The sequence below is a fragment of the Pseudomonas sp. LBUM1649 genome, assembly GCF_059716155.1.
Genome location: NZ_CP166807.1, coordinates 5,920,440 through 5,934,111 on the forward strand (window position 1 = coordinate 5,920,440; position 13,672 = coordinate 5,934,111).

The following is a 13,672-nucleotide window of genomic DNA, read 5'->3' on the forward strand; positions in this document are numbered from 1 at the left end:
CTAACGGGAAATCCCGTGCTTGCGCAGCTTCCTGTAGAGGGTGTTGCGGCTGACGCCAAGCTGTTCAGCCGTATGCGTCATATGCCAGCGCGTATGCTCCAGTGCATTGAGCAAGGCCAGCCGCTCGGCATCCTCCAATGGACGCTCGCAGATGTCCTCGACCGGCAATGCCGCCGGTCGAGCCTGACGTATCATCGCTGGCAGATCCTCCAGCCCGATCCGACCGCCGTCACACAACGCCACTAACGTACGCAACACATTGCGCATCTGCCGCACGTTGCCCGGCCAGGCAAACGCCAACAAAGCCTCCCGGGCCGTTCCATCGATCACCACCGTTTCCCCGCGCGCCTCTTCGGCCAGCAAGAAGTCGAGCAACTGTGATTTGTCACCGCGCTCGCGCAACGCCGGCAATGCGATTTCCAATCCATTGAGCCGGTAATACAGGTCCTCGCGGAAACTGCCGTCCTGCACCCGCCCCAGCAGATTGCGGTGCGTGGCACTGATGATTCGCACGTTGATCGCCTGCGGCTCGCCACCGATTGGCACCACTTGCCGATCTTCCAGCACGCGCAGCAAACGGGTCTGCAAGGGCAGGGGCATATCGCCGATTTCGTCGAGGAACAAGGTCCCGCCATCGGCCTGCTGCAGCTTGCCGCGCATGCCCTCCTTGCGCGCGCCGGTGAAGCTGCCGCCGCGATAGCCGAACAGCTCACTCTCGATCAGGCTTTCGGGGATGGCCGCACAGTTGAGGGCGACGAAGGCTTTTTCCGCGCGCTGGCTGGCATGGTGCACGGCCTTGGCGAAGGCTTCTTTGCCCGAACCGGTTTCGCCGTTGAGCAGCAATGGCACATCCCGTTCGTACACACGCAGGGCCTTGCGGAAATTCGCCTGCAACGTCGGATCGCCCAGGCAGATGTCCGACAAGCGCGGGCGCTCTTGAACCACCGGCCCTGGCACCAGCGGCACCGGCACTTTTCGCGATTGCCCGCGTAACACGGCGAACAGGTTACGTCCGTCCCGGGTACGCAGTGGCCAGCTGGCGCTGGCATTGACGCTCGCGCGGCCGAGCAGTTCGTCCAGCGAGCAGTCAAAGAACGCCTCCACCGGTTTGCCCAGCAAGCCGCCACGGATATGCCCCAGCAGGTTCAGCGCACTCTGATTGACCGCGCAGATCCGCCCTTCGCCGTCGAACGCCAGCAGCCCTTCGCTGAACAAACCGACGGACTCGGCCTGCAGATGAAAACGCAGCAGCCATTGATTATCGAAACAACGCAGGAAATAGCAGCTCTCGATCAGCTTCGCCGACAGATTGACCAAGGCCATGGTGTGAAACTGACTTTGGCGCGATACCTCGTGCCGGGCAGAGGACACGTCGAGTACCGCCAGCAGCTCACCGTGCGGATCGAATACCGGGCTGGCCGAGCAGGTCAGACCGGTGTGTCGGCCACGGAAATGTTCGTCCTGATGAATGGTCAGCGACTGGCGCTCCACCAGGCAGGTGCCGATGCCGTTGGTGCCTTCACAGGCCTCACTCCAGTCGGCACCCAGCCAGAGGCCGGCACGCTCGAAAATCTTGCGTTCGGCCGGTGCCGTCACGCAATTGAGGATCACGCCGCGAGCATCGGTCAACAGCACGGCGTGGCCGGCACCGGAGAGCTGCTGATGAAGACTGGTCATTTCATTGCCGGCGATGTGCAGCACCTGCTGCAACCGTTCGCGGCTTTCCAGGACACGGCCATGTTCCAGCACCGTCGGCGCCATGTTCAGGGCCGGGTCGAGGTGATAGTCCTCTAGACAGCGCAGCCACGAACGGGCGATGGACGGGTCGCTGCCCGGGCCGTGCAGGTGGGCTTTACCCTGGGTGACGGTCATTACCTGCTGGGCATGGCGACTTAAATGGTTGTCGTGCATTTCTTATTATTCTCCCCGGGGCTCGGCGACCCGTGCATGCGGTGATGCCGAGCATCCTCCAGCCTGGCCAGCATTGCAATGCTGGCAAGACCGGTCAGTCACAGGCTGTGCCAGAACCGGTACAAAGTGTCACGGGGACTGTACCGAAAGCGTCACAGACGCCACCCGCCCGTCCGACAAAAACCGCGCAAGACCTTGATTTACCTGACCTGCAAGGCAGTGGCCCGACCTTTGCTCTACGCTTAAAGCAAGCGCACACGCGCGTCTTCCTTATAAGCACAAGAACCCAAGGAGAAACCATCATGCGTTACGCTCACCCCGGTACTGAAGGCGCAATCGTTTCGTTCAAGAGCAAATATGGAAATTACATCGGCGGCGAGTTCGTCGCGCCTGTCAAAGGTCAGTACTTCACCAATACCTCGCCAGTAAATGGCCAACCGATTGCCGAATTCCCGCGCTCCACGGCTGAAGACATCGACAAAGCCCTGGACGCTGCCCACGCGGCCGCCGACGCCTGGGGCGCCACGTCCGCCCAGGCGCGCTCGCTGGTGCTGCTGAAAATCGCCGACCGCATCGAACAGAACCTGGAACTGCTGGCAATCACCGAGTCCTGGGACAACGGCAAAGCCGTGCGCGAAACCCTCAACGCCGACATCCCGCTGGCCGCCGACCATTTCCGCTACTTCGCCGGCTGCATCCGCGCCCAGGAAGGCAGCGCTGCCGAAATCGACGGCAACACCGTGGCCTATCACATCCATGAACCCCTGGGCGTGGTCGGGCAGATCATCCCGTGGAACTTCCCGATCCTGATGGCCGCGTGGAAACTCGCCCCGGCCCTGGCCGCCGGTAACTGTGTGGTGCTCAAGCCGGCCGAGCAAACCCCGCTGGGCATCACCGTACTGCTCGAACTGATCGGCGACCTGCTGCCACCCGGTGTGCTGAACATCGTACAAGGCTACGGCAAAGAAGCCGGCGAAGCCCTGGCCACCAGCAAGCGCATCGCCAAGATCGCCTTCACCGGCTCGACTCCGGTCGGTTCGCACATCATGAAATGCGCGGCCGAGAACATCATTCCGTCCACCGTGGAGCTGGGTGGCAAGTCGCCGAACATCTTCTTCGAAGACATCATGCAGGCCGAACCGTCCTTCATCGAAAAAGCCGCTGAAGGCCTGGTGCTGGCGTTCTTCAACCAGGGCGAAGTCTGCACCTGCCCTTCCCGTGCCCTGGTGCAAGAGTCGATCTACGACGAATTCATGCAAGTGGTGATGAAGAAGGTCCTGCAAATCAAACGTGGCGACCCGCTGGACACCGACACCATGGTCGGCGCCCAGGCGTCCGAGCAGCAATTCGACAAAATCCTTTCGTACCTGGAAATCGCCAAGGGCGAAGGCGCCGAGCTGCTGACCGGCGGCAAGATAGAAAAACTCGAGGGCAGCCTGGCGACGGGTTATTACATCCAGCCGACCCTGCTCAAGGGCACCAACAAAATGCGCGTGTTCCAGGAAGAAATCTTCGGCCCGGTGGTGAGCATCACCACCTTCAAGGACGAAGCCGAAGCCCTGGCCATCGCCAACGACACCGAGTTCGGCCTGGGCGCCGGCCTCTGGACCCGCGACATCAACCGCGCCTACCGCATGGGCCGCGCGATCAAGGCCGGTCGTGTCTGGACCAACTGCTACCACCTGTACCCGGCGCACGCCGCGTTCGGTGGCTATAAGAAGTCCGGCGTCGGCCGTGAAACCCACAAGATGATGCTCGACCACTATCAGCAGACCAAAAACCTGCTGGTGAGCTACGACATCAATCCGCTGGGCTTCTTCTAAAAACCGGGGCGATGCAGACAGGTCTGTGTCGCCCTTTCTACCGCTATCGCTAGCAGGCTAGCTCCCACATTTGCACCGCGCTCTCCTGTAGGAGCGAGCCTGCTCGCGAAGGCGTCCTTAATGACACCGCACAACTGCCCTGGCCGATCTGGCACGGGCTTTGCGTGCCCGCAGTACACGCAAATGCAGCTCCCGAAAGTCCAACAGATCAAAAAAATACAGCGAGGACTTATGACTTCTTCCACACAGCTCAAACCCACACTTGGCACCCTGCATCTATGGGGCATTGCCGTTGGCCTGGTGATCTCCGGCGAGTACTTCGGGTGGAGTTACGGCTGGGGCACGGCCGGGACCTTGGGGTTCCTCGTCACCGCACTGATGGTGGCAACGATGTACACCTGCTTCATCTTCAGTTTCACCGAATTGACCACGGCGATTCCCCATGCCGGCGGTCCATTTGCCTATAGTCGGCGGGCCTTCGGTGAAAAAGGCGGGCTGATCGCCGGCATCGCCACCCTGATCGAATTTGTTTTCGCGCCGCCGGCCATCGCGATGGCCATCGGCGCCTATCTCAATGTGCAATACCCGGAACTGGACCCGAAAATCGCCGCGGTTGGCGCCTACTTCGTGTTCATGACCCTCAATATTCTCGGCGTCAGCATCGCCGCCACCTTCGAATTGGTGGTGACCGTGCTGGCCGTCGCTGAACTGCTGGTATTCATGGGCGTGGTCGCGCCAGGCTTCAGCTTCAGTAACTTCGTGCTCAATGGCTGGTCAGGCGCCAACGAATTCACGATGGGCTCGATTCCCGGCATTTTCGCGGCCATTCCCTTTGCAATCTGGTTCTTTCTCGCCATCGAAGGCGCAGCCATGGCCGCCGAGGAAGCCAAGGACCCGAAACGCACGATTCCCAGGGCCTACGTCAGCGGCATTCTGACCCTGGTGTTCCTGGCCATCGGCGTGATGGTGATGGCCGGTGGCGTCGGCGACTGGCGCCAGCTGTCAAACATCAACGACCCGCTGCCTCAGGCCATGAAAGCAGTGGTCGGCAGCAACTCAACCTGGATGCACATGCTGGTCTGGATCGGCCTGTTCGGCCTGGTAGCGAGTTTCCACGGGATCATTCTCGGCTACTCGCGGCAGTTCTTCGCCCTGGCCCGCGCCGGTTACCTGCCTCGTAGCCTGGCCAAGCTGTCGCGCTTCCAGACACCGCATCGGGCGATCCTGGCCGGAGGTGTGATCGGCATTGCGGCCATCTACAGCGATGGCCTGATCAACCTGCAAGGCATGTCGCTGACGGCGGCAATGATCACCATGTCGGTATTTGGTGCCATCGTGATGTACATCATCAGTATGCTGAGCCTGTTCAAACTGCGTAAAACCGAGCCGAACCTCGAGCGCACCTTCCGCGCACCGGGCTATCCGGTCGTACCGGGGATTGCGCTGTTTCTGGCGGTGGTGTGCCTGGTCGCGATGGCGTGGTTCAACACCTTGATCGGCTTGGTCTTCCTCGGCTTCATGGCCGCCGGTTACCTGTATTTCCAACTGACCGCGCGGCAACGCTCCGAAGCACCGGCGGACGCTATGCTCGAAGGAGCTTGAGTTGCACTGGCGCCGGGCCTCAAACCTGGCGCCTGCCCTATTTGGGGTCGAAAACCCGCCCCAGGGTTCAAAATTCAACCAGGAGGACACCGCCCATGGCCATATATGCCCATTCCGTCGGCGCCCAGACCTACCGCTTCGAGAACCTCAGGGAAGTGATGGCCAAGGCCACCCCGGCTCGCTCCGGGGACTATCTGGCCGGCGTCGCCGCCCTCAATGACGGCGAACGCGTCGCTGCGCAGATGGCGTTGGCCGACATCCCGCTGAGCCACTTCCTGCAGGAAGTACTGATTCCCTACGAGGCCGATGAAGTCACCCGCCTGATCATCGACACCCACGACAAACAGGCTTTTTCGGTGGTCAGCCATCTCACCGTCGGCGGTTTTCGCGACTGGCTGCTTAGCGACGCCGCCGACGAACAGGTCCTGCGTGCCCTCGCCCCCGGCCTGACCCCGGAAATGGTGGCTGCCGTCTCGAAGATCATGCGCGTACAGGACCTGGTTCTGGTGGCGCAGAAAATCCGCGTCGTCACGCAGTTTCGCGGCACCCTCGGTCTGCGCGGCCGCCTGTCCACACGCCTGCAACCCAACCACCCCACTGACGAACCGGCCGGCATTGCCGCGAGCATTCTTGATGGCCTGCTGCATGGTAACGGCGATGCCATGATCGGCATCAACCCGGCCACCGACAGCATCGCCTCGATCTGCGCCATGCTGGAAATGCTCGATGCGATCATCCAGCGCTACGAAATTCCGACCCAGGCCTGTGTGTTGACCCATGTCACCACGTCAATCGAAGCGGTCAATCGCGGCGTACCACTGGACCTGGTGTTCCAGTCGATTGCAGGCACCGAGGCGGCCAACGCCAGCTTCGGGATCAATCTGAATGTGCTCAAGGAAGGTTACGACGCCGGGTTGAGCCTCAATCGCGGCACGCTCGGCAAGAACCTGATGTATTTCGAAACCGGCCAGGGCAGCGCGCTCTCGGCCAATGCCCACCACGGCGTCGACCAACAGACCTGCGAAACCAGAGCCTACGCCGTGGCCCGCCATTTCAATCCGTTCCTGGTGAACACCGTTGTAGGATTCATCGGCCCCGAATACCTCTACAACGGCAAACAGATCATCCGCGCCGGCCTCGAAGACCACTTCTGCGGCAAGCTGCTGGGTGTACCGATGGGCTGCGATATCTGTTACACCAACCATGCCGAGGCCGACCAGGATGACATGGACACCCTGTTGACCCTGCTCGGGGTCGCCGGGATCAATTTCATCATGGGCATCCCCGGTTCCGACGACATCATGCTCAACTACCAGACCACGTCGTTCCACGATGCGCTTTACGCCCGACAGACGCTGGGGCTCAAGCCTGCGCCGGAGTTCGAGCAATGGCTGGCGAAAATGGGCATCTTCACTCAGCCGGACGGCAAGGTCCTCTTCGGTAACAGCCTGCCGCCGGCCTTCCGCCAGGCCTTGGCGCAATTGGGATGAGTGTCGATATGGAAAAACCACCCTTTGATCCGCACAACCCGTGGCTGGAACTGCGACGCCTGACCCCCGCACGAATTGCCCTGGGCCGCACCGGCACCAGCCTGCCCACCCGCGCCCAGCTGGACTTTCAGTTTGCCCACGCCCAGGCACGAGACGCGGTGCACCTGCCGTTTGATCACGCCTCCCTCAGCGAGCAACTGGCCGAATGCGGACGTGACAGCCTGTTGCTGCATAGCGCCGCGCCTGATCGCAACAGCTACCTGCAGCGCCCCGATCTGGGGCGCAAATTGAGCGCGGAGTCGGCAAAAAAACTGCGCCAATACGCCGCGGCCAATCCTGCCAAAGTCGATCTGGCCATAGTGGTAGCTGATGGTTTGTCGGCATTGGCTGTTCATCGCCATACACTGCCGTTCCTGGCGCGCTTTGCAGAGCAGAGTTCAGCCGACGGATGGTCAATGGCACCTGTGATGCTGGTGGAACAGGGCCGGGTCGCGGTAGCCGATGAGATCGGCGAACTGCTGGGCGCAAAAATGACCGTGATCCTGATCGGCGAACGCCCTGGCCTGAGCTCTCCAGACAGCCTGGGATTATATTTCACCTACAATCCAAAGGTCGGCCTGACCGATGCCTATCGCAACTGCATCTCGAATGTGCGCCTCGAAGGCCTGACTTACGGCATGGCGGCACACCGTTTGCTGTATTTGATGCGCGAGGCATGCCGGCGACAGTTATCCGGAGTCAACCTGAAGGACGAAGCGCAGGTGCAAACGCTGGAGTCGGACGCAGGAGCGGACATAAAAGGAAATTTCCTACTTGATTCACCGCAAGCCTGAACCGCTTCCGCATTGCACTTTCTCACCTTTTTCAGGCAGGATCGACGAACGGCTGCCAGTGAGTACCCTTTGCCGCCAAAGCACGTGAAGACAGCCACTTGAAGACGAGACCTACCATGCGGATTATTCAAGCGACCCTCGAACACCTGGACCTGCTCACCCCGTTGTTCGTCAAATATCGCGAGTTTTATGGCTCCCTGGCGTATCCGGACTCGTCCCGGGCGTTCCTCGAGAAACGCCTGCGTCGAAAGGAATCGGTGATCTACCTGGCCCTGTCCGAGGACGGCAACAACAAATTGATGGGTTTCTGTCAGCTCTACCCCAGCTTTTCTTCGCTTTCGCTTAAACGCGTGTGGATTCTCAACGACATCTACGTCGCCGAAGACGCCCGCCGCCAACTGGTGGCCGACAACCTGATCCGCACTGCGAAGAAAATGGCCAAGGAAACCAACGCCGTGCGCATGCGCGTGTCCACCAGCAGCAACAACGAAGTGGCGCAGAAAACCTACGAATCCATTGGATTCAAGGAAGACACCGAGTTCAAGAACTACGTGTTGCCGATCAGCGACGAGTTGTAAGGTCAAAAAAGATCGCAGCTTTCGGCCGAAGGCTGTGATCTTGTGCTCAATACACTCCGAAATTCCCTGCTACAAACCCCACGCGCTTTTCACCTCCCAGCCCGTATAATTCCCTTCTTTCCGGCTTGTAAGAAAAACTACCTCCTGTCTGTAGTCTTACGCGAAGTCATCCGCAGGCCTGCCGTGTCGGGCCGTTACCACAGGTGCCGTCCATGGATTTCAACCCGCTCGATCTCGTCCTGCATCTCGATGTCTACCTCGATTTGCTGGTCACCAACTATGGGCCATGGATCTACGCCATTCTGTTTCTGGTGATCTTCTGTGAAACCGGCCTGGTGGTCATGCCCTTCCTGCCGGGCGATTCACTGCTGTTCATCGCTGGCGCCGTCGCGGCCGGTGGCGGCATGGACCCGGTGTTGCTGGGCGGTTTGCTGATGCTCGCGGCGATCCTCGGTGACAGCACCAACTACATCATCGGACGCACGGCCGGCGAGCGATTGTTCAGCAACCCGAACTCGAAGATCTTCCGGCGCGACTACCTGCAGCAAACCCACGACTTCTATGACAAACACGGCGGCAAAACCGTTACCCTGGCGCGTTTCCTGCCAATCATCCGCACCTTTGCCCCCTTCGTCGCCGGCGTCGCGAAAATGCCGTACCCGCGTTTCTTCGCCTTCAGCGTGCTGGGCACGATTCTCTGGGTCGGTGGCCTGGTCACCCTGGGTTACTTCTTCGGCAATGTACCCTTCATCAAATCGAACCTGTCGCTGCTGGTGGTCGGCATCATCCTGCTGTCGCTGGTGCCGATGATCATTGGCATTGTGCGCAGCCGTTTTGGCGGTTCGAACTCCAAAACCGCATCGCGCTGAACGATGTGGTCCCTTGGCGCCTGGCGACGTCGGCGCACCTTGGCCAAGTACCCGATAGCCGACGAGATGTGGCTGCGGGTGCGCCATCACCTGAGTTTTCTGGATGGCATCAGCGCCGCCGAAGACCAGTGGCTGCGCGAAGCCTGCGTACTGTTTCTGCAAGACAAACACCTGACCGCCCTGCCCGGAGTCGAGCTGCATCAGGAACAACGCCTGCTGCTCGCCGCCCAGGCGCAATTGCCGTTACTGCATCTGGGTGACCTGAACTGGTATCAGGGCTTTCACGAAATCGTTCTCTACCCCGACGATTTCCTCAGCCCCCAGCGCCATCGTGACGCCAGTGGCGTCGAACACGAATGGGATGGCGAGCACAGCGGCGAAGCTTGGCAGCAAGGGCCGATCATCCTGGCCTGGCCCGGCGTCATGGCCAGCGGCGGCTGGGAAGGCTACAACCTGGTGATCCACGAATTGGCACACAAGCTCGACATGCTCAACGGCGACGCCAACGGCCTGCCACCGCTGCACGCGGACATGCGGGTCAGCGACTGGGCCAGGGTCATGCAAGAAGCCTACGACGATCTCGACCGCCAACTGGACTGCAATCCAGACGCCGAGACCGCCATTGATCCGTATGCCGCAGAAAACCCTGCCGAGTTTTTCGCCGTCACCAGCGAATACTTCTTCAGTGCCCCGGATTTGCTGCACGAGGCTTATCCACAGGTCTATGAGCAACTGAAGCTGTTCTATCGCCAGGACCCACTGGCGAGACTGCGGCAACTTCTGGCCGAAAACCCGGTCTATCAGGCACACGACTAAGGTCTACACGACCTCTGGTACGTGGCGTCGACGTAGGAATATGCCTATAATCGCCGCCACTTTTTGGTCAATCCGGCCAAGTGTTTCTGGTCAACTAACGGGGGCAACGCCCAATGAGCTACAGCAAGATTCCGGCTGGCAAAGACCTGCCGAACGACATCTACGTCGCGATCGAGATTCCGGCCAACCACGCGCCGATCAAATACGAAATCGACAAAGACAGCGATTGCCTGTTCGTTGACCGTTTCATGGCCACCCCAATGTTCTACCCGGCCAACTACGGTTACATCCCGAACACCCTGGCAGACGACGGTGACCCCCTCGACGTGTTGGTCGTTACCCCTTATCCGGTTGCTCCAGGTTCGGTGATCCGCGCTCGTCCGGTCGGCATCCTGAACATGACCGACGATGGCGGCGGCGATGCCAAAGTGATCGCGGTTCCACACGACAAGCTGTCCCAGCTGTACGTCGACGTGAAGGAATACACCGACCTGCCAGCGCTGCTGATCCAGCAGATCGAGCACTTCTTCGCGAACTACAAAGATCTCGAAAAAGGCAAATGGGTGAAGATCGAAGGCTGGGACGGCGCAGACGCCGCCCGTGATGCGATCATGAAATCGGTTGCTGCCTATAAAGGCTAAGAGCAGCTGCCGGCTTTGAGCCGTAAGCTTCGAGAAGAACCCCGGTTGATCCGGGGTTTTTTTTGGGCGCCTGTAAAGCCGCTTTAAACAATTCGTTTAACGCGCGGTATTTCCGGGTTTTCCTGTTTATTTTTTACCCAACGCGTCTCACATCCAGTCGTAAATTTCCCTCGAAATTTGAACGGGCCGTTTATTCAAACCCCTGAGCGGCGCCAGTAGACTCCCGCTCATGAAAAAGAACACTAGCGGCCCACGGTTTAAAGCGCTCCTTGAAGCAGCGAACATCACGACAACAGGATTTGCCGAATTCCTGGATACGGCTCCGCAAAATGTACACAACTGGTACACCCGCGGTGTCCCCGCCCATTGCATGGAAGAAGTCGCCAGAAAACTCTCGGTCAACAGCGACTGGCTGAAAACTGGCGAAGGCTCGAAAGACGCCAGGCACCTGCGCCTGGTCGACGACACCGGCTACACCTTCGATGCCCAGGCGATCCGTGGTGTATACACGGTGGTTGAGCCCACCGACATCGAATTGCCCTTCTACAAGGAAGTGATCAAGGCCCCAGGCTCCAACAAAACCCACGTCATCGAAGACCGCGAACAATGCCTGCGCCTGCCCCGCAGCCACCTCGACTCCCTGGAAATCAATCACACCGACGCCATCGGCGCCGCCATGATCGGCAACAGCATGGCGGAGAAAATCGATGACGGCTCCACCCTGGCGATCGATCGCGGGCTGACCCAGATTATCGATGGCGAGATCTACGCGATCGAACATGACGGCATGCTGCGCATCAAATACCTGCACCGAATGCCCGGCAATTCCCTGCGATTGCGCAGCCATAACCGCGCGGATTACCCGGATGAAATCTTCAGACCCGCACAAATCGAAGAGCAGAACATCAGGGTACTGGGCTGGGTGTTCTGGTGGTCGACGCTGAACAAACGACGGCCACCGCTGCCGTTCCTGTAGCCCCCGGACATGCCAACTCGCACACCAAGCTGGGAATTCTGCAAAAAAATCAGTATGCTGCGCCCCATATTTGCGCATCGACCCGCCAAGCGGCCCTGATCGCACCGACAAGGCAGATGACTTTCTCGCCGAGTCCCACAGCCGGACGCAAGATCCGGGTGTACGTTTTGAAGGCTGGCGCGGTTTACCAAAAATGAACCAATCCAGTCCCCGAGAAGCCGGCCACAAGCCGGCTTTTTAATGTCTGGAAGAAAGTCAAGGGCCTTGTCCAGCAGTTTGGGCCGCATACGGACCGAAACTGGAGCTGACCTGACGCTGCCATTGGCGGTTGTTACCTTGTTGTTTCTCGACCACCGGGAACGCGTGCTCATCGACCTTGCTTTCATAAGCGCCCCGCTGACCGCCAAAGTGTGGGGCCCACGTTGCGTGCCGATAGTCTTGAGCTGGCCTTGGATCATCGTGCGATTGCGCTGCACACCGCGGTCGATGGGTGGCGTGGGATAGGCGACTTGCGGATTTTCCGTACGGTCCAACAAACCGTTGAAGCGCCAGCCGCCCACCGGATCCGACAGTTCGGCACTCGGCGCGGCCAGGGCGGGTGCACAGGCCCACCCGATCAGCAGCAAAAGAAATGAGCGCATGTGACGCCTCCTGCCATGCATGACGAAACCTTGCGCCTGATCCTCGGCGCGTTACAGATGCGGATACTGCGTTTCGTCTGAAAGCCCCATGACTGTCGGGTCGTAGATGGCGCGAAGGTTAGACGCTCAGTCCGCGCGTAACAATCAGATCCGTCTGAAAATGCGGTGGGAATCACACGGGTGGCTGGACGGTGAGCCGAATAAAGATCATATTCGGCTCACTATATGAGCCGAATAGTCTTTCTAATCGGCTTACACCTTCAAAGAGTAGCGAGTTCATGGCACCTTTCTGGATCTGGCAGCAGCCCGATTGGCCGAATTTCACCTGGAATGCCGAACGCTTGGCGCCGTTGCTGCGCCAGTGTGTCCAGGCACAAGGTCGATTGATGGGCATGGCCAGTTCCGTGGGCCGTTCGCTCAGTGCGCAAAGCGAACTGGATGCATTGCTGCAAAACATCGTCACCTCGTCCGCCATTGAAGGTGAGCAGCTGAATGTCGGTTCGGTGCGCTCTTCACTGGCGAGACGGCTGGGGCTGGAGCAGCTTGATGGCAACCATGTCAGCCAGCGCAGCGAAGGCCTGGCGCAGTTGATGCTCGATGCCACACAGCATTTCGCCGAACCACTCACACTGGAACGATTGCTGGATTGGCATGCATGGTTGTTTCCTGAACCAAACACCGACCTCGCCGCCCGGAGCATGCGTGTCGGCGCATTGCGCGGCGATGATCCGATGCAAGTGGTGTCCGGTCGACTCGACAGGCCGACCGTTCACTTCGAAGCGCCACCACGCCATGGCCTTGAGCGCCAGGTCGATAGGTTCCTCGACTGGTTTGAAAGCAGCCGGAATCAGACGGGACTCGATCCGTTACTGCGGGCCGGGATCGCGCACTTCTGGTTCGTCACGCTTCACCCTTTTGATGACGGCAATGGCCGTCTGACTCGAACCATCACCGACCTTGCCCTGGCTCAGGGCGAGGCTCAGGCGATTCGCTTCTACGCCATGTCGGCGAGCATCCTGGAAGATCGCTCTGGCTATTACCGCGTGTTGGAAAACAGTCAGAAAGCCACCCTGGACATCACCGATTGGCTGGAGTGGTTTCTACAGACCTTGTTGCGCAGCTTGCAGCAAGCCATGACGCGGATCGAGTCGGTGCTGGGCAAGGCCCGCTTTTGGCAGGCGCACCGGCAATCCGAACTGTCGACCGAGCAGACCAAGGTGCTGAATCGCTTGCTGGATGGCGGAGAGCGAGGATTCGAGGACGGGATCAGCGCCGCGCAATATCAAACTGTGGCGAAAGTATCCAAGGCGACCGCGACCCGCCATCTGGCTGAACTGCTGGACAAGGGATGCCTGCAGCGCCTGCCCGGTGGTGGGCGCAGCACTCGGTACCGGATCCAGCACCCCGATGACGTGCCAACCTGAGCCCCGAATCCAAGGTTTCAAACGCCCCGCTCATTTGCCCATAAACCCCCTATCTGCTAGTGTCGCGC

11 protein-coding genes and 2 pseudogenes are annotated in these 13,672 nt (G+C 59.8%); 10 read left to right on the top strand and 3 right to left on the bottom strand.

The window, feature by feature from the left end:
- Positions 1-1,911, bottom strand: a complete 1,911-nt coding sequence (locus tag ACA058_RS27430; protein ID WP_497636739.1) for a sigma-54-dependent Fis family transcriptional regulator — start codon at positions 1,909-1,911, stop codon at positions 1-3.
- A 302-nt stretch (positions 1,912-2,213) separates the two neighbouring features.
- Here ACA058_RS27430 and exaC point away from each other — a divergent pair, with 302 nt between their 5' ends.
- From exaC to ACA058_RS27475, 9 genes are all read left to right on the top strand, one after another.
- On the top strand, positions 2,214-3,734 hold the full coding sequence (gene exaC, locus ACA058_RS27435; RefSeq protein WP_497636740.1) for an acetaldehyde dehydrogenase ExaC: 1,521 nt from the start codon (positions 2,214-2,216) through the stop codon (positions 3,732-3,734).
- A gap of 231 nt (positions 3,735-3,965) precedes the next feature.
- Positions 3,966-5,336, top strand: coding sequence for an ethanolamine permease (eat, locus tag ACA058_RS27440; RefSeq protein ID WP_497636741.1), 1,371 nt, complete (start codon positions 3,966-3,968; stop codon positions 5,334-5,336).
- A gap of 95 nt (positions 5,337-5,431) precedes the next feature.
- Positions 5,432-6,826, top strand: coding sequence for an ethanolamine ammonia-lyase subunit EutB (locus ACA058_RS27445; RefSeq protein WP_497636742.1), 1,395 nt, complete (start codon positions 5,432-5,434; stop codon positions 6,824-6,826).
- Positions 6,823-7,659: an ethanolamine ammonia-lyase subunit EutC gene (gene eutC / locus ACA058_RS27450; protein ID WP_497636743.1), complete on the top strand. Its 837-nt coding sequence runs from the start codon at positions 6,823-6,825 to the stop codon at positions 7,657-7,659. The genes ACA058_RS27445 and eutC overlap by 4 nt, the downstream gene beginning before the upstream one ends.
- A gap of 116 nt (positions 7,660-7,775) precedes the next feature.
- Positions 7,776-8,237, top strand: coding sequence for a GNAT family N-acetyltransferase (locus tag ACA058_RS27455; RefSeq protein WP_497636744.1), 462 nt, complete (start codon positions 7,776-7,778; stop codon positions 8,235-8,237).
- 212 nt (positions 8,238-8,449) lie between these two features.
- Positions 8,450-9,106 (top strand): DedA family protein, encoded by a 657-nt coding sequence (locus ACA058_RS27460; RefSeq protein ID WP_497636745.1) that lies wholly within the window; start codon positions 8,450-8,452, stop codon positions 9,104-9,106.
- Between the two features lie 3 nt (positions 9,107-9,109).
- Complete coding sequence (locus ACA058_RS27465; protein ID WP_497636746.1) at positions 9,110-9,922, top strand: M90 family metallopeptidase; 813 nt, start codon at positions 9,110-9,112, stop codon at positions 9,920-9,922.
- A 113-nt stretch (positions 9,923-10,035) separates the two neighbouring features.
- Positions 10,036-10,563 carry an inorganic diphosphatase gene (gene ppa, locus ACA058_RS27470; protein WP_497636747.1) on the top strand — a complete coding sequence of 176 codons (528 nt, stop codon included), beginning with the start codon at positions 10,036-10,038 and terminating at the stop codon, positions 10,561-10,563.
- A 229-nt stretch (positions 10,564-10,792) separates the two neighbouring features.
- Positions 10,793-11,539 carry a S24 family peptidase gene (locus tag ACA058_RS27475; protein WP_497636748.1) on the top strand — a complete coding sequence of 249 codons (747 nt, stop codon included), beginning with the start codon at positions 10,793-10,795 and terminating at the stop codon, positions 11,537-11,539.
- A 270-nt stretch (positions 11,540-11,809) separates the two neighbouring features.
- Here the strand turns inward: ACA058_RS27475 and ACA058_RS27480 are convergent.
- Both ACA058_RS27480 and ACA058_RS27485 read right to left on the bottom strand, forming a co-directional pair.
- Positions 11,810-11,947 (bottom strand): annotated as a pseudogene (locus tag ACA058_RS27480) (DUF2138 family protein); the annotation flags it as partial.
- Positions 11,932-12,180: pseudogene (locus ACA058_RS27485) on the bottom strand (hypothetical protein); the annotation flags it as partial. The pseudogenes ACA058_RS27485 and ACA058_RS27480, both read right to left, overlap by 16 nt.
- 278 nt (positions 12,181-12,458) lie before the next feature.
- Here ACA058_RS27485 and ACA058_RS27490 point away from each other — a divergent pair.
- Entirely contained in the window at positions 12,459-13,604 is a 1,146-nt protein-coding gene (locus ACA058_RS27490; RefSeq protein ID WP_497636749.1) for a Fic family protein, read from the top strand.
- Positions 13,605-13,672: the final 68 nt, after the last annotated feature.

Bases quoted from the DNA above. Each gene is read 5' to 3' on its own strand.
- ACA058_RS27430 (WP_497636739.1), bottom strand. From the start codon at position 1,911: ATGCACGACAACCATTTAAGTCGCCATGCCCAGCAGGTAATGACCGTC.
- exaC (WP_497636740.1), top strand. From the start codon at position 2,214: ATGCGTTACGCTCACCCCGGTACTGAAGGCGCAATCGTTTCGTTCAAG.
- eat (WP_497636741.1), top strand. From the start codon at position 3,966: ATGACTTCTTCCACACAGCTCAAACCCACACTTGGCACCCTGCATCTA.
- ACA058_RS27445 (WP_497636742.1), top strand. From the start codon at position 5,432: ATGGCCATATATGCCCATTCCGTCGGCGCCCAGACCTACCGCTTCGAG.
- eutC (WP_497636743.1), top strand. From the start codon at position 6,823: ATGAGTGTCGATATGGAAAAACCACCCTTTGATCCGCACAACCCGTGG.
- ACA058_RS27455 (WP_497636744.1), top strand. From the start codon at position 7,776: ATGCGGATTATTCAAGCGACCCTCGAACACCTGGACCTGCTCACCCCG.
- ACA058_RS27460 (WP_497636745.1), top strand. From the start codon at position 8,450: ATGGATTTCAACCCGCTCGATCTCGTCCTGCATCTCGATGTCTACCTC.
- ACA058_RS27465 (WP_497636746.1), top strand. From the start codon at position 9,110: ATGTGGTCCCTTGGCGCCTGGCGACGTCGGCGCACCTTGGCCAAGTAC.
- ppa (WP_497636747.1), top strand. From the start codon at position 10,036: ATGAGCTACAGCAAGATTCCGGCTGGCAAAGACCTGCCGAACGACATC.
- ACA058_RS27475 (WP_497636748.1), top strand. From the start codon at position 10,793: ATGAAAAAGAACACTAGCGGCCCACGGTTTAAAGCGCTCCTTGAAGCA.
- ACA058_RS27490 (WP_497636749.1), top strand. From the start codon at position 12,459: ATGGCACCTTTCTGGATCTGGCAGCAGCCCGATTGGCCGAATTTCACC.